18 protein-coding genes are annotated in these 18464 nt (G+C 53.9%); 3 read left to right on the top strand and 15 right to left on the bottom strand.

All coding sequences use genetic code 11. From position 1 onward, the window contains the following. Positions 1–146: 146 nt before the first annotated feature. From cbiB to HQ37_RS00405, 8 genes are read right to left on the bottom strand one after another with little or no spacing between them, the layout of a single operon-like run. On the bottom strand, positions 147–1097 hold the full coding sequence (gene cbiB / locus HQ37_RS00440; protein ID WP_036878706.1) for an adenosylcobinamide-phosphate synthase CbiB: 951 nt from the start codon (positions 1095–1097) through the stop codon (positions 147–149). Beyond that, positions 1094–2092, bottom strand: coding sequence for an aminotransferase class I/II-fold pyridoxal phosphate-dependent enzyme (locus HQ37_RS00435; RefSeq protein WP_036878704.1), 999 nt, complete (start codon positions 2090–2092; stop codon positions 1094–1096). The genes cbiB and HQ37_RS00435 overlap by 4 nt, the downstream gene beginning before the upstream one ends. Beyond that, positions 2085–3575, bottom strand: coding sequence for a cobyric acid synthase (locus HQ37_RS00430; RefSeq protein WP_036878692.1), 1491 nt, complete (start codon positions 3573–3575; stop codon positions 2085–2087). Before HQ37_RS00430 ends, HQ37_RS00435 begins: the two co-directional genes overlap by 8 nt. Beyond that, on the bottom strand, positions 3568–4152 hold the full coding sequence (locus HQ37_RS00425) for a cob(I)yrinic acid a,c-diamide adenosyltransferase (RefSeq protein ID WP_036878691.1): 585 nt from the start codon (positions 4150–4152) through the stop codon (positions 3568–3570). The genes HQ37_RS00430 and HQ37_RS00425 overlap by 8 nt, the downstream gene beginning before the upstream one ends. Further along, on the bottom strand, positions 4145–5044 hold the full coding sequence (locus HQ37_RS00420; RefSeq protein WP_036878689.1) for a TIGR01212 family radical SAM protein: 900 nt from the start codon (positions 5042–5044) through the stop codon (positions 4145–4147). Before HQ37_RS00420 ends, HQ37_RS00425 begins: the two co-directional genes overlap by 8 nt. A 27-nt stretch (positions 5045–5071) precedes the next feature. After that, complete coding sequence (locus tag HQ37_RS00415) at positions 5072–5869, bottom strand: lipoate--protein ligase family protein (RefSeq protein ID WP_052080647.1); 798 nt, start codon at positions 5867–5869, stop codon at positions 5072–5074. 15 nt (positions 5870–5884) lie between these two features. Then, positions 5885–6382, bottom strand: a complete 498-nt coding sequence (locus HQ37_RS00410) for a hypothetical protein (protein WP_036878687.1) — start codon at positions 6380–6382, stop codon at positions 5885–5887. Positions 6383–6413: 31 nt separating this feature from the next. Further along, positions 6414–7796, bottom strand: a complete 1383-nt coding sequence (locus HQ37_RS00405; protein ID WP_081951694.1) for a regulatory iron-sulfur-containing complex subunit RicT — start codon at positions 7794–7796, stop codon at positions 6414–6416. A 662-nt stretch (positions 7797–8458) separates the two neighbouring features. On the opposite strand from HQ37_RS00405, the gene pflB reads away from it, so the two are divergent. Together pflB and pflA are read left to right on the top strand one after the other, a co-directional pair. Continuing rightward, positions 8459–10693, top strand: coding sequence for a formate C-acetyltransferase (gene pflB, locus HQ37_RS00400; protein ID WP_036878938.1), 2235 nt, complete (start codon positions 8459–8461; stop codon positions 10691–10693). Between the two features lie 10 nt (positions 10694–10703). After that, positions 10704–11432, top strand: coding sequence for a pyruvate formate-lyase-activating protein (gene pflA / locus HQ37_RS00395; protein WP_081951693.1), 729 nt, complete (start codon positions 10704–10706; stop codon positions 11430–11432). Between the two features lie 214 nt (positions 11433–11646). On the opposite strand, the gene HQ37_RS00390 is transcribed toward pflA, so the two are convergent. The 7 genes from HQ37_RS00390 to HQ37_RS00360 all read right to left on the bottom strand — a co-directional run bounded on the left by HQ37_RS00390 (position 11647) and on the right by HQ37_RS00360 (position 17785). Continuing rightward, positions 11647–12642, bottom strand: coding sequence for a class II fructose-bisphosphate aldolase (locus HQ37_RS00390; protein WP_036878683.1), 996 nt, complete (start codon positions 12640–12642; stop codon positions 11647–11649). Positions 12643–12846: 204 nt separating this feature from the next. Continuing rightward, a complete protein-coding gene (locus tag HQ37_RS00385) occupies positions 12847–13275 on the bottom strand; it encodes a 2-amino-4-hydroxy-6-hydroxymethyldihydropteridine diphosphokinase (protein WP_081951692.1) in 429 nt (142 codons plus the stop codon). Continuing rightward, the gene (locus HQ37_RS00380; protein WP_036878681.1) at positions 13262–14341 is read right to left on the bottom strand and encodes a bifunctional 3-deoxy-7-phosphoheptulonate synthase/chorismate mutase type II; all 1080 of its coding nucleotides are present in this window, start codon (positions 14339–14341) and stop codon (positions 13262–13264) included. The genes HQ37_RS00385 and HQ37_RS00380 overlap by 14 nt, the downstream gene beginning before the upstream one ends. A 12-nt stretch (positions 14342–14353) precedes the next feature. Further along, on the bottom strand, positions 14354–15766 hold the full coding sequence (locus tag HQ37_RS00375) for a hypothetical protein (protein WP_052080645.1): 1413 nt from the start codon (positions 15764–15766) through the stop codon (positions 14354–14356). 64 nt (positions 15767–15830) lie between these two features. Beyond that, on the bottom strand, positions 15831–16655 hold the full coding sequence (locus HQ37_RS00370) for an RNA methyltransferase (RefSeq protein WP_052080644.1): 825 nt from the start codon (positions 16653–16655) through the stop codon (positions 15831–15833). Further along, the gene (locus tag HQ37_RS00365) at positions 16645–17412 is read right to left on the bottom strand and encodes a biotin--[acetyl-CoA-carboxylase] ligase (RefSeq protein WP_036878679.1); all 768 of its coding nucleotides are present in this window, start codon (positions 17410–17412) and stop codon (positions 16645–16647) included. Before HQ37_RS00365 ends, HQ37_RS00370 begins: the two co-directional genes overlap by 11 nt. 4 nt (positions 17413–17416) lie before the next feature. Further along, on the bottom strand, positions 17417–17785 hold the full coding sequence (locus HQ37_RS00360; protein ID WP_036878677.1) for an MmcQ/YjbR family DNA-binding protein: 369 nt from the start codon (positions 17783–17785) through the stop codon (positions 17417–17419). A 94-nt stretch (positions 17786–17879) separates the two neighbouring features. On the opposite strand from HQ37_RS00360, the gene HQ37_RS00355 reads away from it, so the two are divergent. Beyond that, positions 17880–18461, top strand: coding sequence for a non-canonical purine NTP diphosphatase (locus HQ37_RS00355; protein ID WP_036878673.1), 582 nt, complete (start codon positions 17880–17882; stop codon positions 18459–18461). Positions 18462–18464 lie beyond the last annotated feature (3 nt).

Here is an 18464-nt window from a genome sequence, read left to right as displayed (position 1 = left end):
GGGACAGCGAGAGCTTAGTCCCTTGGACTTGTCTTTGAGATACTCAGCCAAAAGCAGTGCCTCGGTCAAATCATTCTTGACCGAGGCACTGCTTTTTCTTATTCTGTGTCGCAAGGGAGATGTCTGTTGCAGGGGCAACCCATCCTTTAGCTCAGGGCATAGTGCCCCAGGACAGAGAGCACTAGCATGAGGACCTCACTGAGACGATTGATGCGGATCGATTGAGTGGCATCGGAATAGGCGAGTGGACGATCCTCCTCGCCGATGAAGGGTTTGTCTACCCTCTGGCCGAAGTAATCGTGCGGACCACCGAAGCGACAGCCCAAGATCCCCGCTAGAGCTGCCTCGGGGTAGCCTGAGTTGGGGCTAGCGTGTCGAGGTCCATTCCTCAGTACAAAGCCTATGAGATCGAGGCGACCGGCCGAGAGGAGCATGAGCAGAGCCGTCAGACGAGCAGGAACGTAATTGGCTAGGTCATCCAGTCGGGCCGAGAAGCAGCCATAGGCCTTATAACGCTGGTTACGGTAGCCGATCATCGAATCTTGGGTATTGATCATCTTGTAGGCTACCATCCCAGGCAGACCAAGGAGCATCCACCAAAAGAGGGGGGCGATAACCCCATCACTCAAGTTTTCACTCAGCGTCTCTAGGGCAGCCGTTCGGACTTCTTGGGTATCGAGCTGCTGAGTGTCTCGCCCGACGATCCGAGCGACTTGTCGGCGTCCAGCCTCCAGGCTCTGCTCTAGGGCAAGGAAGACAGCCTTGACTTCTCGGACGAGCGTTGTCCCCGAGAGCATGAGGAAGACTCCCACAACCTCTAGCGACCAAACAAGGACCTCATATCCCCACGTCCCGAGGAGGCTCTCAGTTTGAGGAAGGATCTTATCGAAGAGTAGCCTTAAGAAGATGAAAGAGGCGACGACCAAGCTGCCATTATAGAGCCCTCCCTTGAGTCCACGAAGCCGTCCTCGATTGAGCCTCTTCTCCCCCCAGCCAATTAATCTCCCCATCCCAACGATCGGATGCCAGGAGTTTGGATCGCCCAGGAGGCGATCGAGTAGCCATGCGACTAGAAGTATCGAAGCCAGGGTGATCATACGTGGCGAGGTGGGGTATGCTGCTGCTCGATGTATGCCTTGAGCCCTCTGATGAGGGCGTCATTCATCTCAGGCGTTTGGGTCGCAATCCGTAGATGCTGGGGGCTGAGCCCCAAGAAGTTGGAGGCATTACGCACCAGTAGACCATGCTCTCGAGCTAGGTATTCCTTTAGCTCTGTGGCAGGGTAGGGGGTCTTCAGCAGCATGAAGTGGGTGTCCGTCTCCTCTAGCTCGATCCCTTGGATTTCTCTTAATGCTCCTGCCAGGCGATCTCGCTCCCTCCAGAGCCTTTGGCGGTCAATGCTCTCGGGGAAGCCATTCGACGCGATCCACTTCCCCGCCTCAATTGCCAGGGCATTCACAGACCAAGGCTGCCTCAGCTGCCTCACCTGTGCTAGGGTCTCTCGATGGCCGATGATGTACCCCAGTCTGAGCCCAGGTATCTTGTAGCGTTTGGTGAGCGAGTGGATGTAGAGAAGATCGGGGCGGATGACCCTCTTGGGCAGGCTTCGAGCGCAGAAGTATTCGTAGCTACGATCGATGACGATCGGGCTTCTTCCCTGGATGATCTCCTGCTCTAACTGATGCTCTGCTTCGCACCTACCTGTTGGGTTGTTGGGGCTACAGAGCCAGAGGACATCTGCCCCCTCGTCCGATAGATGGTGCTCATGGAGCAGGCAGGCATCGGCATATTCGCTGAAGGTCGGTTGCAAGATCCTAGAGCATTGCCCCTTGTAGTGTTGAGCAATGAGGTAAATGGCCTCTGTTGCTCCATTCGTAACCAAGACTTCCTCAGCATCGAGTCCGTGTGCTTGCGCCAGCATACCTTGCAGCTCGTAGGGCTCAGGCTCGGGGTAAGATCCGAGACTAGAGGTGAGCATGCGGCCGAGGTGTTCTATAAGGGCATGATTGTCCGTGTCGGCATAGACATTGGAGCTGAAGTTGGCCCAAACGTCAGGGTAGAGGTGTAGGTCGTCTCCGTGTCCGTTAATCATCGCTTGAGATGAGTTGGTAGATGAGTGGCAGGTCGATGTGTTGGCGCAAGTGATCGGCCAGTAGATCATACTGTTGGTTCTTGTAGGCCTCGTAGTCTAGAGGTTCATGCGAGCCATCAATGCGGTCGGCATAAGGGGCAAGCAGGTAGTCGATGAAGCTCGGATTGTCCAGGATACCATGCAGGTAAGTGCCCATACAGCGATCATCCAGCCAATAGCCATCGTCTCGTCCATCCGATAGATGAGCAAGGGGAGAGACTTCTGCGCCCTCTACAGGCTCTGTACGTCCCATATGGATTTCGTATCCTAGGCATTCTTCGCTCCGATCAAGGAATCGGAAGCGCATCTGTCGAGTGATCTTTTCCCCAGCCATAGTCGTTGTTGTGGGCAAGAGGCCCAGGGCTGGTAGGCGAGGAATATCTCCCTCGACCCCATTGGGGTCGCAGACTTCACGACCCATGATTTGGTAGCCTCCGCAGATGCCGAGGATGCTCTTCCCCTCTCGTCTAGCTCGTATGATCGCTTGGGCGACCCCATTGCGACGTAGCTCATACAGATCCGACAGAGTGCTCTTGCTCCCAGGGATGATGATGATGTCGGCCTCAGAGAGTTCGTCCACATTGTTGGTATAGTAGAGGTGCACCCGAGGGTCTTGCTCTAGGCGGGCGAAGTCGGTGTAGTTTGAGAGGTAGCGTAGCAAGACGACTGCTACATTGACCTTTCCCTCTCGGGCATACATCTCTCGCTTGGAGAGGGCAACCGAGTCCTCCTCCTCGATATGAATATCCCTGAAGTAAGGCACTATGCCTACTACAGGTATCTGACAGAGCTTCTCGAGCATCCTCTTCCCCTCTTCGAAAAGGCGAATATCCCCTCGAAACTTGTTGATTAGGATCCCTTTGATGAGTCTTCGGTGCTCGGGCTTCTGAAGCATCACCGAGCCATAGACAGAGGCAAATACGCCCCCTCGGTCGATGTCTGCCACAAGGATAACTGCTGCTCCAGCATACTCGGCCATGGACATATTGACTAGATCGGAGGACTGTAAGTTCAGTTCTGAGATACTCCCTGCGCCCTCGAGAACGATGGGGTTATAGCGTTGGCTTAGTCGGTCGAAGGCCGCCTGAACCTCTGCCTTGAGCTCTCCTCGCCCTATGGTGCGAAAGTATTCGTAGGCATCTTTGTCTCCGATGGGCTTACCATTGAGGACGATCTGAGAGCGTCGCTCGCTGCTGGGCTTGAGTAGCACGGGGTTCATGTCCGTATGTGGTGGGATGCCTGCTGCCTCGGCCTGGACTGCCTGGGCACGGCCGAGCTCGAGGCCCTCGGGGGTGGCGAAGGAGTTCAAGGCCATGTTCTGTGCCTTGAAGGGGGCTGGATGATAGCCATCCTGTCTCAAGATGCGGCACATCCCTGTGGCAATGATGCTCTTACCCACATCGCTACCCGTGCCCACAAACATTAATGGACGGAGCTTAGTCATGGCTCTCTCTGCGCTTACGTTTGTAGCTGAAGGCTTGCCATATATCCTCTGGCCAGTCTTGTGCGGCCATCTCCCACTTAGCCGAGACGAAGAGGTAATCGCTGAGGCGATTGACCCAGGGGATTAGGCCCTCGGGAAGAGGATCTTCTCGGTCAAGCGTCCACAGCCTGCGCTCGGCTCGTCGGGCGACTGTGCGGGCAAGCTGCATCTGTGCCGAGAGCTGAGTCCCCCCAGGGAGGATGAAGTATCCATTGTTCGGGGTCTGCTCGATGAGGCGAGCGGTCTCGCTCTCGAGGGCCTCGAGCCACTCGAGAGAGAAGCTGTTGGGGTTCTCCCCTCGACGATGCGAGGGGGTAGCAATGAGGCTCATCATCTGCATGATCTGCATCTGAAGTGATCCGAGGAAGCTATGCCTAGGGTCTTGCCTCTCCATCATCGAACGGATGAGACCTAGATGAGCATTGAGCTCATCCATCGTGCCATTGGCCTCGATGCGTATATGATCTTTGGGAACACGCTCTCCGCCGAAGATGCCTGTGCTCCCCTTGTCTCCTGTCTTGGTAACTATTCTACTCATTAGCTTGGGTGGTTGAGAGCAGTTGTGCTCTGATCTTTTCGGTAAACTGATAGTTCTTCCAGCCCCATTGGGGTGCGAGGATGAGCTCGGGAGGGGACTGAGAGACGAAGCGTTCGATCACAATATCTGGCCTCAGACGCTTGATAAACTCCACGCAGAGGGACACATACTCAGCCTCGGTGAAGAGGTGGTAGTCGCTCGGGTCTTGCAGGTATTCTCTAGCCATGATAGTCCCCTTGATAATCTGCAGCTGATGGATCTTGAGCGTAGTGATGGGTAGGGTACTCAACCTGTCGGCATGCTCGAGCATCTCGGCTCGGCTCTCGCCAGGTAGGCCTAGGATTAGGTGTGCCCCTGTGAGGATACCTGAGCGATGTGTGCGCCAGATCGTCTCCACGCTGCATTGCCAATTGTGGCCACGCTGCACCCGATCGAGGGTCCGATCAAGGGTGCTCTCTATGCCATACTCTACGAGGACGAAGGTGCGCTGGCTAAGCTTCGAGAGGTAAGCGAGTAGCTCGTCGGGCATACAGTCTGGGCGAGTGCCGATGATCAGCCCTACGACCTCGGGGTGGGCGAGAGCCTCCTCGTACTTGGCGATGCAGTCTGCTACATCCGAGTAAGTATTGGTATAGGACTGAAAGTAGGCCAAGAACTTCATAGAGCTGTATTTACGCCTAAAAAAGGCAATTCCCTCGTCCAACTGCTGGGTGATGCTCTTCTGTCTAATGGCGTGCGAGGGTGAGAAGCTCTTGTTGTTGCAGTAGGTACACCCGCCGAAGCTCTTGCTGCCGTCTCGGGTCGGGCAGCTGAAGCCTGCACTGATGGTGATCTTCTGCACCTTATCATTAGGGAAATATCGTTTGAGTAGAGAAGCAAAGTCTGTCCACATAATGATCCTGTCTGAGGGGCGATAGGCCTATGCCTTGCGCCCGATGGATGAATGAATCCAGCTCTCATTGGCAAACCGCTGCTCACGTACTCGATGGATGTATGCGTTAGCCTCCTCTTCATCTAGCTCCAAGGGTCTAAGCTCAGGGTACTGGCGGTGGATTTCCTCGAGGATGAGATCCCTAAACTCTAGGATTGTCCTCTGACGTGGAAGCACAGAGCTGAGGTTGCACACCCGAGAGCGGACAGAGGAGACCCGAGAGCGAGCGACCTCCTGCTTTGGGACACTCAATACCCGCTCTAGCTGGTCGAGGTCAGCGTTGAAGAGTAGGGACATATGATAGAGCATTCGTCCCTGGCGGGTCGCTTCGGCAGAGCCTCCGACCTTGAGCCCCTCGAAGCGCAGATCGCCTCGGGGCGATAGGGTAAGCTCCACCCCCTCATGGGCAAGAGCATTGATGATCGGTCGAGGGAAAGCCTTGAGGTCGAAGCCATTCCTCTCAGGACTATTGAGGATGCAGGTATAGTTTAGATTGCCTGTGTCGTGATAGACCGTGCCTCCTCCGGAGCTGCGGCGCAGGATCGGGATGTGCTGTGCCTGTAGATATACCCAGTCGGTCTCGGCCTGAGCACACTGATAGCGACCCATGAAGACAGAGGGAGTATTGATCCAAAAGAAGTAGATCCGATCACAATCTCGACGAGCCTGATACAGATAGTCCTCTAGCGAGATGTTGTAGAAGGGGTCATGGCTCTCACTGATGTAGTAATATACCTCGTCCGAATGGTTGGGCTGATCGTCTAAGTTCGCAGGCTGATAACTCATAGCTGGGTTGTCTCATTACTGGGATAGCTCTATTCCTAGAGCTATAACACCTACCAGTGGCGAGGGTTCGATGGGGCGAACCTCGAGACGATATAATCCAGTAACGGGTACCTCAAGCTTGTGCCCTAGGGGTAGGCTATGTTCGAGGACTGTCTGCCCTCGAGAGGCTCTCACTCCTGGCTCTTCGGCGAGGGATAGGCGTAGGGTGTCGATCATGAAGCATCGCCCATCCCGTACCAGCCTCGCCTCGAGGTCGAGGTGCATATAGTCCAGTCGATTGTCATAGCGAATGCCTAATAGACAAGAGCTCGGAGGGCGATGACGCTCGAGTAGAAGCTCTAGGCCTACGGGGCTATCCTCCTCCCATGCCCCCTGGGGGATAGAGATGAGATCCATGTGCTTGGCTCGAGTGGCTGTAGAGGTACAGGCATTCAGAGCCAAGAGGAGTAGGGCGCATGCTAGGGCTCTCTTGGGTCTACGGAATGGACGAGGGTGAGCGGTCAAGCAGAGCATAAGACTGGGCTGAAAGAAAAACTTAGCATCTCTAATTCTCAGCCTCGCTGCTGTTCGCCCCACTACGAGGAAGCGATGAGGCTCTAGGGGCACGCCCTTGCCCCCTGGGCCGAACTGCCCTCTCGGTTGAGGTTTGTGGCACAGCCCCCCCCTCAGTACGCTCACGCATCTGACGGCGGTTGTGCTCTCGGATGCCTCCAGGGGGTGGGGTGGGGTGATTGGGATTTGTAGACGAGGCCTCTCGTCTGATAGGTCGGGCACTGCCATTCATCCGCTCTGAGGATTTGGCAGAGGATGCACCTCGTGCACCCTTCGGATTAGGCTTGCCTGCAGGTTTACGCTTCTTGTCAAATCGGGTGAGGCTATTGTCCGAGAGGATATCTGCCGAGTGCTTATTCGCCTTGCCATCAGCCGCATTACTCTCTAGGGTTTCAGGTCGCTCACCCTCCTTATTCATCGAGATGATCTCGAATGCCCTACGTGCAGAGATGGTAACGAGCCCAGAGGCTTGGTGTGGTGAAGTGCTGTAGGTAACGAGACGCTGCAGGTAATCGGTCTTGAAGTGGTGATACTCACCAGCATTGGTCTGTAGGATCACCTCCTTACTGGGCAGGCATCGCTGTGCCTCGGCATAGGTATTGACCTCGTAGTTCATGCAACACTTGAGCTTGCCGCACATTCCAGTGAGTTTCTGTGGGTTGGGCGAGAGGTCCTGGAGTCTAGCCGCACTGGTATTGACCGAGATAAAGTTGTTCATCCATGAAGAGCAGCATAGTTCTCGTCCGCAGGGGCCTATACCTCCGATACGCCCTGCCTCCTGGCGAGCCCCGATTTGTTTCATCTCAATACGTATGTGGAAGGTATCGGCCAGCACTCGGATGAGCTGTCTGAAGTCCACCCTCCCATCTGCGATGTAGTAGAAGATAGCCTTATTGCCATCCCCCTGGTACTCTACGTCGCCGATCTTCATCTCGAGGTTGAGGTCGGCTGCGATCTGTCTAGCTTGGATCATGGTACCCTCTTCTCTAGACTTGGCCTCTTCCCATCGCTCTAGGTCATTGGGGCGAGCTAGGCGATAGATGCGGGGGATCTCGCCCCTGTCCGTGCGGAAGCGATGCTTTTTCATCGCTAGCTCTACGAGTTTGCCTGTTAGGGTAACCTCGCCGATGTCATGGCCAGGTGATGCCTCTACGGCGACGATGTCTCCTTTGCTGATCTCGAGCTTCTCGCTGTTGAGATAATAGCCTTTGCGAGTATTCTTGAACTGTACCTCGACCATATCAGAGCTTCTAAGTGCCTCGGGAATATCACTCAGCCAATCGTACACGCTCTGCTTCTTGGATGAGCAACCTCGACAGCCCTGCTGGTTCATCGCACAGCAACCTCGATTGCTAGACGTAGTCTTATATTTCATTGAAATTCTATCTATATACTGAGTGGCTGCCACGAAACCTTATCGATGGCAAGCCTAAGGGATGAGGGCTTCTAGGCCCCATTGCCTAGCCTGTAAGGCTGGGGAGCAAAGATAATCTTTTTTGACCACGCCTGTATCTGTCTGCGAGTATCGTTTGGCTTGTGCTTATCTAGGCTAGGTATCATGACCGGGGACTGAGGTATCCGGATGTAGATCTGATGGATGCTTCATTACCTTAACCCTAGAGAGGTCCTCAATGGAGATGTAAGTAGGATCTCGATGGAGATCTAAGTAGGTCCTCAATGGAGATGTAAGTAGGATCTCGATAGAGGTCTAAGTAGGGCCTCAATGGAGATGTAAGTAGGATCTCAATGGAGTTGCCAATAGATATCGTGGTGGAGGTATAACTAGAGGCACAGAAAGGTGTAGATGGTCAATCCAAGTGAGACGTATAGAGGATCTATCTACATATAAGGCCTAGATAGCTCGCCATGCTCCTCAAGAGGGATACCTAAGTTTAGGGATTGAGCTCAGAAAAGAATAGAGAACTATTCCTTAAAAATAGGTATATATGAGTGTAGTTCGCTATATTTTTAGACTGAATACTATCTTTGTCTTCAAATTTTCATTCAATTATTCCGATAATCAAACCTGACTAGATGATGGAACAGACTAAACCAATCTTTATAGGAGGTGCATGGGAGCACGAGCTCAATGTTCGCGACTTTATTGCCCTAAACATCACCCCTTACGATGGGGATGCTAGCTTCCTTGTTGGCCCAACAGAGAAGACAAAGAAGATCTGGTCTCTATGCCTTGAAGCACTCAAGGAAGAGAGAGACAACAATGGGGTGCGCTCCATCGATACACACACGATCTCGGGCATTACCGCCTTTGCACCAGGCTATATTGACAGGGAGAACGAAGTAGTCGTTGGCCTACAGACCGACCAGGTGCTGCGTCGTGCGATGAAGCCCTTTGGTGGCTATAAGGTCGTTGAGAAGGCCATCAAAGAGAACGGCCTCGAGGTTGATCCTCGAGTAACCGATATCTTCACCCACTATAGAAAGACACATAATGACGGGGTATTCGATGTATACACGGATGAGATCCGTAAGTTCCGTTCGCTGAGCTATCTGACTGGGTTGCCCGACAACTACGCCCGTGGCCGCATCATCGGCGACTATCGTCGCTTGGCCCTCTATGGTGCAGACCGACTGATCGCTTGGAAGCAAGCAGATCTAGCTGCTCTGACAGGGCCTATGACGGAGGAGCGCATTCGTCTGCGTGAGGAGGTTGCCGAGCAGATCAAAGCCCTGCACGAGATCATACAGATGGCTGCTGATCATGGCTTCGACGTACGTAGACCAGCTTATACAGCCCAGGAGGCAGTTCAGTGGGTTTACTTTGCCTATTTGGCCGCTGTGAAGGATCAAGACGGCGCAGCGATGTCGCTGGGGAATGTATCAGGCTTCCTGGATATTTACATTCACTACGATCAGACGCACTATGGACTGAGTGAGGAGCTGGCACAGGAGTTGATTGACCAGTTTGTCATCAAGCTGCGCATGGTACGTCATCTGCGCATGAATGCCTACAACGAGATCTTCGCTGGAGACCCCACTTGGGTAACGGAGTCTATTGGTGGTCGTCTCTTCGATGGTCGCCACAAGGTAACGAAGACGAGCTTCCGCTTCCTCAATACCCTCTACAATCTAGGCCCAAGTCCAGAGCCTAACATCACGCTTCTCTGGTCGCCTAGCCTACCCGAAGGCTTCAAGCAGTTTGCCGCTCAAGTCTCGATCGACACGTCTTCGATCCAGTATGAGAACGACGATCTCATGCGCTCGACCCGCAAGAGTGATGACTATGGGATTGCCTGCTGCGTATCGTTTCAGGAGATCGGCAAGCACATCCAGTTCTTTGGTGCTCGAACAAACCTTGCGAAGGCCCTATTGCTCGCTCTCAACGGCGGACGCTGTGAGGCAACGGGTACAGTCATGCTCGAGGGGATACCCGAGCTCAAGGGAGAGGTCCTCAAATTCGACGAGGTATGGGCCAATTACTTGGTTGTACTGAAGGAGATTGCACGCATCTACAACGAGTCGATGAACATCATCCATTACATGCACGACAAGTACTACTACGAACGTGCTCAGATGGCCTTTATAGACACGAACCCACGCATCAACCTCGCCTACGGTGTCGCTGGTCTCTCTATTGCTGCCGACTCGCTCTCGGCGATCAAGTATGCGACCGTTACACCCAAGCGCAATGAGATGGGCCTGACCGAGGGCTTCACAATCGAGGGCGAATTCCCCTGCTATGGCAATGACGATGACCGTGTAGACAGCATTGCAATGGAGTTGACCAGCCTCTTCTCTGGGATGCTGCGAGACTTGCCTATCTACAAGGGAGCTGAGCCAACCATGTCGGTGCTCACGATTACCTCTAACGTAATGTATGGCAAGAACACTGGTGCTACACCCGATGGGCGTGCTGCTGGCATGGCCTTTGCTCCTGGTGCAAACCCCATGCACGGACGTGATAATCACGGTGCTATTGCCTCGCTGAGCTCGGTTGCTAAACTGGACTATAGCGATGCTGAGGATGGCATCAGCAATACCTTCAGTATCATCCCTCACTCACTGGGATCGAACAAGGAGGAGCAGATCGAGAACCTTATCGCAATGATGGATGGCTACTTCACCAAGGGTGCACATCACCTCAACGTTAATGTGCTGAACCGAGAGATGCTCGAGGATGCTATGGAGCATCCGGAGAATTATCCTCAGCTGACGATCCGTGTGTCTGGGTATGCTGTTAACTTCATCAAACTCAGCCGTGAGCATCAGCTCGAAGTGATTTCTAGGTCGTTCCACAAGCGAATTAGATAGATCAAAGACAATGCTTCGAGTCCACTCATTCGAATCATTGGGAACGTTCGACGGGCCGGGTATCCGGCTCGTCGTCTTCTTGCAGGGCTGCAACTTCCGCTGTCTCTACTGTGCCAATCCCGACACCATCCCGATTGGTCGAGATGGCAAACTCGTCGAGCCTGCCGAGATCATGCGTAGAGCACTGAATGAGAAGCCATTCTTCGGTAAGCGAGGAGGTATCACCTTTAGTGGTGGCGAACCCACCGTACAGGCAAAGGAGTTGATCCCACTCTGTCGAGATCTCAAGAGCGAAGGTATACATATATGCCTCGATACGAATGGGAGCATTCATAACGAATACGTTCGAGAGCTCTGGAGGCTTGTAGACCTTGTCCTGCTGGACTGTAAGCAGATCAATCCCGAGCGGCACAAGCTCCTCACGATGCTCGATAATAAACGGACGCTCGAAACAGCTCAGCAGTTGGCAGAGATGGGCAAGCCTGTTCGTCTACGCTATGTCCTTGTGCCTGGCTATAGCGACCGAGAGGAGGATCTGCATGCTTTGGGCCAACACTTCGGAGGCTTCGATAATATCGAGCGACTCGAGGTCTTACCCTACCATACCTACGGCAAGCACAAGTATGAAACCCTCGGGCAGCCTTATGCCTTGGAGGATACGCATGAGCCATCGCCTGAGGAGGTAGATAGAGCCGTAGGGATTCTCTCTCAGTATTTTCGTGTAGTTTGGACGCAGTAGGCTTCTAGCCTTCTATTTGCAGATCTGTATGATCTAACGATTGAGGGCCTCTCCAGTGAATGGAGAGGCCCTCGATCATTCTGGTCTAGGGCTCAGTCATCCCCTCTAGGCTATCCCTCGTACGGGAGTGAGGAGGAAGTGGTTAGAGTCCATCCAAACGTCAGACCCAGCTCCTTGATGGGGCTGGGGCTGACACCTATTGGGTGAGAGTGGTTTAGAGACGATTGTTCGACCCTAGTACGCTCTCGATCTTGTGCTTGTATAGCTTCTTGAGGGAGTCGCGAGCTGGGCCCAAGTACTTACGAGGGTCAAACTCTTCGGGCTTGTTGGCAAATACCTCACGTACTGCCGCAGTCATGGCTAGACGACCATCGGAGTCGATGTTGATCTTGCAGACTGCGCTCTTAGAGGCGCGACGTAGCTGCTCCTCGGGGATACCTACGGCATCCTTGAGGGCACCGCCATACTTGTTGATCTTGGCTACCTCGTCCTGGGGTACAGATGATGACCCGTGCAGCACGATGGGGAATCCTGGCAGCTGCTCTTCGATAGCCTCGAGGATATCGAAGCGCAGAGGGGGAGGTACGAGGATACCATTGGCATCACGCTCGCACTGCTCGGGAGTGAACTTGTTCGCTCCGTGAGAAGTACCGATAGAGATAGCCAAAGAGTCTACACCAGTCTTCGTAACGAAGTCCACAACTTCCTCAGGCTGTGTATAGGTGTGGTGTTCGGCTACCACTTCGTCCTCTACACCTGCCAGGATACCTAGCTCGCCCTCTACCGTTACATCATACTGATGGGCATAGTCTACCACAGAGCGAGTCAGAGCAACATTCTCATCATAGGGGAGGTGAGAGCCGTCGATCATCACAGATGAGAAGCCCATCTCGATGCAGCTCTTGCAGAGCTCGAGGCTATCGCCATGGTCGAGGTGCAGTGCGATCTGAGGGTTCTTACAGCCGAGTTCCTTAGCGTACTCTACTGCCCCCTGTGCCATGAAGCGCAGGAGCGTCTGATTAGCGTACTTACGAGCACCGCTGGAGACTTGCAGGATCACAGGAGAGTTGGTTTCGACAGCTGCGCCAACGATTGCCTGCAGCTGTTCGAGGTTATTGAAGTTGAAGGCAGGGATAGCATACCCCTCCTTAACGGCCTTAGCAAACATCTCACGAGTGTTTACTAGCCCTAGGTCTTTGTAGTTTACCATTTCTTCTTAGAAGTTTTATGTTGTGTAATTTGCTGAGCTTCTATGGGCGCAAAGGTACAACAATTAGTCTAATTATTTCATTAAACATCGAAGTAACTCAGACTGCTTATGTTGTAGGGTTATTCAGAGGGTATTTTGCCCGCTCTCTTGTGCCCTCGGCATGCTTTGGACGATGACCTTCGCCTTCTTCATCTAGGGCTCCTGCTAGAGATCTAGAGGCAATCCCTCACACTCCAGGCGAGAGGCGTTAAAGCCAAGAGAGGCGATCCCCTCGAGCAGATAGCCTCGGGAGAAGTCATTGGGCTTGAGGATCTCATTATCCCATATAACGATGTCTATATCCATGGGCATGCGCTCGGGGTGCTCTCTACGCCCAGCATCAGTCCGCCCGAGATGTTCTTCAAGAGCTTTGCAATGTTTTTGGAGCTCATTGAGGGGAAGGTCGCATTCTCCATAGAGCACTTGATTGAGAAATAATGCTGATGAATAGGGGAAGTTGATCGGGTCTGTATAAACCTCTTGGCTAATTCGGACATACAACAGATGGGGGAGCAAATGGCGACGAGCCTGCTCGAGCTGCTCCTTGGGACGATAGTTACTCCCCAGCGATATCAAGCATTTATGCCTTGTCATGACCGAGATGATGCTGCAGGTGAACCGACTCCTCGTGGATTTGGCTGAAGAGCTTGAGGACTAACTCCTCCGATAGTCCCAGCCCTTTGCCGATCTCTAGACGTCTCTGTAGCAGTGCTCTAAAGCGATTGGGCTGGACGATGCAGAGATCTCGCTCTCGCTTAAATGCCCCGATCTCTCTAGAGAGCTGCATACGCTTACCGAGTAAGCCAAGTATTTGTTCGTCGATGAGGTCGATCTCTGCACGCCAATACTTCAGAGGTAGGCTGTCAGTATCGCTGCTCTGCAGAGGTTTGAGGTGAGAGATAAGCTCTCCGAGCTCCTTAGGGGTGATCTGTTGGGCTGCATCGCTGAGGGCTCTCTCAGGGGTCGGGTGCGTCTCGATGATGAGCCCATCGTAGTTCATCTCTAGAGTCATTTGGCACATGGAGGCAATCTGCTCTCGAGCTCCAGTGATGTGGCTAGGGTCTGCTATTAGAGTGAGCTGAGGGTGTCTTCGCTTGAGCTCGAGGGGGATCTGCCATAGAGGGGGATTGCGATACTGGCCTCGTTCGTAGAGGCTGAAGCCTCTGTGTATGGCTGCAATGTTGCGCAGACCTGCTCGCCAGAGACGGAGCAGAGCCCCTTCCCACAGCTCTATGTCAGGGTTGATTGGATTCTTGACCATGACGGTAACCTCTTTACCCTCTAGGGCTTGGGCGATCTCGGTCATCGCAAAGGGGCTCGATGTTGTGCGTGCTCCGATCCAAAAGGTGTCGAAATCCGATGCGAGCATCAGCGATATATGCTCGGCCGTGGCCACCTCTGTAGCTACCTGCATCCCCAGCTCGTCTCGCACACGCTTGAGCCAGGGGATTCCTTCTTCTCCCACTCCCTCGAAGCCTCCAGGTCGAGTACGGGGCTTCCATAGGCTAGCCCTAAAGAGACAGACCCCCATTTGGCTGAGAGCTCGAGCTGTCTCGAAGGTTTGCTCTTCGGTCTCGGCACTGCATGGGCCTGCAATGAGGATGTAGGGTAGGCAGGAGGGCTTACGAAGCTGGAGAGGGGGGAATATGTCTCTATTCATGCAAATACTTGTCTATTTCTTCTTACGCATTCGACTGCCTCGAGGGGTATGGAGCCTCGGGTCATTCAGGGTAATGCGCTCTACCTCTTCGATGATATACTTATAGAGATCATAGAAGGCTGTATGCTTGTGCGGATGCAAATGTGGGGCAGACCAGGCGATCGTGAGGTCTCCATGATACCGAGCAACCAGCTCGATCATCTTGAGGCAGTAGGCTTTGGCCTCCTCGATACCCTCCTCTTGCTTGAGGTACTCCGCTAGGCTTTCATCACGAAGACAGATAGGGTGCAGCATGAGATCCGTGAGCAGTCTAGTATTGGGGTTGATGAAGCGCACAGCCCGACAAGTGCCTAGGCGAAAGCCCGCTACGTCGTTATAGCCCATGGAGAAGTCATGTCGCATCCCTGCCGAGTAAAGCATCGTCATATCCTCTGGCTCTCGCTGGGTTAGCTGCGCGAAGCGGGAGCATTCTGCGCTGCCAGGGATCGCTTTGCGCAACCGACGACGTTCGACCTCTAGCTGTTCGGGATTCTCTGCCGAGCGATGGCTACATAGAAGGCCTACCTTAGCTCCATGCCTGCGGGCTACCTGCTCCAGCTGTGCGATGAAGCGGCTGTCGATGTGATAGGTCGGTAGGGGGGAATGTCTCCTGCTAGCCGATCGGACGAAGAAGATGGTTCGCACGACCTCCTCCGCACTGGCCCGCTGGAGCTTGAGGTTGCGCTCTAAACCTCGGGGAAGTACCCAGGTGCGTTCGAGGGAGGCAGGGGTCAGATGTGCCAAGAGGCGAGGGAAATGTTTAAGTAGTGGGCGCAGGGCGATGCGCCAGCCCTTGAGGTCTTGTGCCTCGACAGCAGGCCGTAGGAGGTCGTGAGTCAAGAAAACCCTCGAGAAAGTGTGGGGGCGTGCTTCCCAGCTAATTCCATATCGCTCCAGGAGGTTATGCTCGAGGATGAGCTCCCTGAGGGCAGCTCCATACTCGTCTACGATGGGCCGCTCGGCAAAGCCCGCCCTATAGCCTAGGGAAGAGACCCCAGGGAAGCATCCATACTGGTTCCGCTCCGATCGCTTGTACATCTCCTCATAGCGGCTGATCAAGAAGAAGCAACTAGCTATAAGGTCTGCGTAGATGATGATGGGTCCATCGGGCCCTAGCTGCCCCTCCTCTGCTGAGCCGAAGAGCAGAGGGATGCCCCTCCATTGGCTCAGGGGGAGGCTAGGCATCGAACGCTCGGAGCCGTAGACCCCTAAGTCGAAGAAGGTGCTCGGATAGATGACGATCGGGTACTGCTTCATCTCCTCGGGGTCTCGAGTATAACCGACGAGGTTAAACCGCTTGCGATACCCATCCTCGGCCTGTTCTGCGGGGTAGATGGGGCCGATGAGGAAGTCAATGATGTAGCTAATAAGCTTAGGATCTGTCATATCTAGAGGCTTAGGCTGCCAAGGCTTTGTCGGTGGGCAGGCTTAGTCTTTGGCAAAGATAGTACTATCGGCTGGTTGGTTGCTCGCCTTGTAGTCCAAGTACGAAGGATGGGCGGCGTAATTCGCTCAAGATAATGGCTGTAGCTATGCCTACGTTGAGAGACTCCGTATGCCTCCCCTCATTGGGATAGGCAGGGATGGTGAGGCGTCTGTGTACTCGGTTCTCGACGGTGGGGCTAATGCCTCGACCCTCATTGCCCATAACGACGAGGACAGGGGAGGCCGGGCTTGGACTGAGGCTCGCTCTGTAGAGCGAGCTCCCCTCAAGGAAAGTACCACAGATTATCCCTGAATACTTGTCGAGCCAGGCGGCTACATCGTCTAGTTTGATGAGGCGAACACGTGCCAACGCTCCCATAGTGGCCTGTACGACCTTGGGCGCAAAGGGGTCGGCACAGCCAGGACTGAGGTAGATCGTCTCTACCCCGAACCAGTCCGCTGTACGGATGATTGTACCCATATTGCCAGGGTCTTGAACCTCATCGAGCAGTAGGGCCAAAGGAGAGGATGGGGTACTCTGCAGACCCTCTCGTGGGATCTCCATCAAGGAGACTACTCCCTGAGACTCTACGAGGCCACTGATGCGGGAGAAGTCGAAGCTGTCGGGGACAGTCTCGATGCGCTGAGGATACATCTCGGGGGGAAGCCCCGAGAGCCATGATGAGAGGCTGGAGCGGAGTCTCTCGGATGCAATCAGCAGCCTACAGGGGAATGCCCCGAGGAGCTCTGACACTAGCTTAGGCCCTTCGGCAACAAAGAGCCCCTCTTCAGCTCGGGAGCGAGCCTTGCTTAGCCCTCGGATGAACTTAATATCTGCATTAGTGAGCATCGAAGACTACCTCTTTGAAAGCATACTCGACGACCTGACCATCCTCTCGTTCGAGGACGAGACAGCCATTGGGCAGGACATCTTTGATCGAGGCCATAAACCTCCCTTGGGCATCGTGGTAGGGGTAGAGGCCATGACGACGGTAGAGCCGCTTCATATAGAGGCGGTGAACCTCTGCATAGTGCCCCATGAGAAACTCCTCGAGCATCCACCCGAAGCGTCTAAGTAGCCTCTCGAGTACCTCACGGCTGTCGTAGCTCTCGCCTGTGATCATGCGCAGGGAGATGGGGTTAGGCAGATCCTCCGGGAAGTCTGTGCCATTGAGGTTGATACCTATGCCAGCGATGGAGTAGTCTACCTTGCTACCCGTAATGCTGTGCTCGATGAGGATGCCTGCGATCTTCCTCTCGCCGTAGTAAATATCATTCGGCCATTTGACGCTCAGCTGCTCAGCTTGCTCCTCAGTCAGATAGCGAGCAATGGTCTTGAGCGTTGCGTATGCCACGAGTTCGGAGACAGCGTATTGCTCCTTGGCATTGAGACAATTAGATCTCAGCAGGAGAGACATAGCAAGGTCTTGTCCCGGTCTGCTGTACCACTGATTACCCCTCTGTCCCCTCCCCTCTGTCTGCTCGAGAGTGTGGACGCTGTAGAGGTTGGGGAGCGAGGGGTCTCGAGCAACGAGCTCACGCAGGTAGGTGTTGGTACTTGGGACAGCCTCTAGAGTGAGGATGTGGTAGATGTGTTGAGTGTCCATAGATCTATTGTGTTGTAGTGTTGTCGATGAGTGCTTGTCGGGCTTGTTTACTTAGTCGGGAGTAGACTAGGTCGTAAGAGTGCTTGACCCACCTCTTAACCTCCTCGAGGGGCATATCACGGCCGAGGGTGATGCCATTCCAGTGAGTTTTGTTCATATGATAAGCCGCCTCGACTGCACTGTAATGCTCTCGAAGTCGAATGGCCTCGTCTGGATCGCATTTGAGGCAAATATACCCTGGGGAGTGCTCCAAGCCAATCAGAGCAAAGATCTTACCCCCGACCTTGAAGACGAGCGTTGTCTCGTCGAAGGGGAAGCTCTCCAAGACATGGGGTAGAGAGAGGCAATACTCTCTCAGTCGTTCGATGTACATAATAATCACTATTTTTGCCAAGCTCTGTCCGAAGTGGGGATTATGCCCCTGCTGGAGGCAGAGAAATGACGAATGAACCATCCGAACAAAAGTAATGAAAAAACTAGTTTTTGCCACGAATAATCAGCATAAACTCTCCGAGATTCGCTCCATCCTCAAGGGGCGGGTAGAGATCCTTAGTCTGTCGGACATTGGCTGTCATGAAGACATCCCTGAGACAGCCGACACCCTCGAGGGGAATGCCCTGCTCAAAGCTCGCTTCGTCTACGAACGCTATGGGTATTATTGCTTTGCAGATGATACAGGGCTTATGGTTGATGTGCTGGACGGAGCCCCAGGCGTGTACTCGGCCCGTTACGCAGGAGCACACTGTAGCTCCAAGGACAATGTTGACAAGCTCCTCCATGAGCTCCAGGGGCTAGAGTCGCCCCGTAAAGCACACTTCTGTACGGTGATAGCACTCATCGACGAGAGGGGAGAACACTGCTTCACAGGCGAGGTCAAGGGTGAGATCACCCAAAGCCCCTCGGGTGAGGCAGGCTTTGGATACGACCCCGTCTTCCGCCCCGAGGGCTACGAGGAGACCTTCGCCGATCTGGGTGAAGAGGTGAAGAATCGCATCAGCCATCGTGCCCGAGCCGTGGAGGCCCTAGCCCAATACCTCCTGGAGGCATAATCC

Source organism: Porphyromonas sp. COT-239 OH1446 (assembly GCF_000768875.1).
Classification (GTDB): Bacteria; Bacteroidota; Bacteroidia; order Bacteroidales; family Porphyromonadaceae; genus Porphyromonas.
Note: the sequence above shows the minus strand (reverse complement) of the source record. Positions and strands in the feature narration are given on the sequence as shown.

Excerpts from the sequence above, each read along its gene's own strand:
- cbiB (WP_036878706.1), bottom strand. The coding sequence starts at position 1,097 with ATGATCACCCTGGCTTCGATACTTCTAGTCGCATGGCTACTCGATCGC.
- HQ37_RS00435 (WP_036878704.1), bottom strand. The coding sequence starts at position 2,092 with ATGATTAACGGACACGGAGACGACCTACACCTCTACCCTGACGTTTGG.
- HQ37_RS00430 (WP_036878692.1), bottom strand. The coding sequence starts at position 3,575 with ATGACTAAGCTCCGTCCATTAATGTTTGTGGGCACGGGTAGCGATGTG.
- HQ37_RS00425 (WP_036878691.1), bottom strand. The coding sequence starts at position 4,152 with ATGAGTAGAATAGTTACCAAGACAGGAGACAAGGGGAGCACAGGCATC.
- HQ37_RS00420 (WP_036878689.1), bottom strand. The coding sequence starts at position 5,044 with ATGTGGACAGACTTTGCTTCTCTACTCAAACGATATTTCCCTAATGAT.
- HQ37_RS00415 (WP_052080647.1), bottom strand. The coding sequence starts at position 5,869 with ATGAGTTATCAGCCTGCGAACTTAGACGATCAGCCCAACCATTCGGAC.
- HQ37_RS00410 (WP_036878687.1), bottom strand. The coding sequence starts at position 6,382 with ATGCTCTGCTTGACCGCTCACCCTCGTCCATTCCGTAGACCCAAGAGA.
- HQ37_RS00405 (WP_081951694.1), bottom strand. The coding sequence starts at position 7,796 with ATGAAATATAAGACTACGTCTAGCAATCGAGGTTGCTGTGCGATGAAC.
- pflB (WP_036878938.1), top strand. The coding sequence starts at position 8,459 with ATGGAACAGACTAAACCAATCTTTATAGGAGGTGCATGGGAGCACGAG.
- pflA (WP_081951693.1), top strand. The coding sequence starts at position 10,704 with ATGCTTCGAGTCCACTCATTCGAATCATTGGGAACGTTCGACGGGCCG.
- HQ37_RS00390 (WP_036878683.1), bottom strand. The coding sequence starts at position 12,642 with ATGGTAAACTACAAAGACCTAGGGCTAGTAAACACTCGTGAGATGTTT.
- HQ37_RS00385 (WP_081951692.1), bottom strand. The coding sequence starts at position 13,275 with ATGACAAGGCATAAATGCTTGATATCGCTGGGGAGTAACTATCGTCCC.
- HQ37_RS00380 (WP_036878681.1), bottom strand. The coding sequence starts at position 14,341 with ATGAATAGAGACATATTCCCCCCTCTCCAGCTTCGTAAGCCCTCCTGC.
- HQ37_RS00375 (WP_052080645.1), bottom strand. The coding sequence starts at position 15,766 with ATGACAGATCCTAAGCTTATTAGCTACATCATTGACTTCCTCATCGGC.
- HQ37_RS00370 (WP_052080644.1), bottom strand. The coding sequence starts at position 16,655 with ATGCTCACTAATGCAGATATTAAGTTCATCCGAGGGCTAAGCAAGGCT.
- HQ37_RS00365 (WP_036878679.1), bottom strand. The coding sequence starts at position 17,412 with ATGGACACTCAACACATCTACCACATCCTCACTCTAGAGGCTGTCCCA.
- HQ37_RS00360 (WP_036878677.1), bottom strand. The coding sequence starts at position 17,785 with ATGTACATCGAACGACTGAGAGAGTATTGCCTCTCTCTACCCCATGTC.
- HQ37_RS00355 (WP_036878673.1), top strand. The coding sequence starts at position 17,880 with ATGAAAAAACTAGTTTTTGCCACGAATAATCAGCATAAACTCTCCGAG.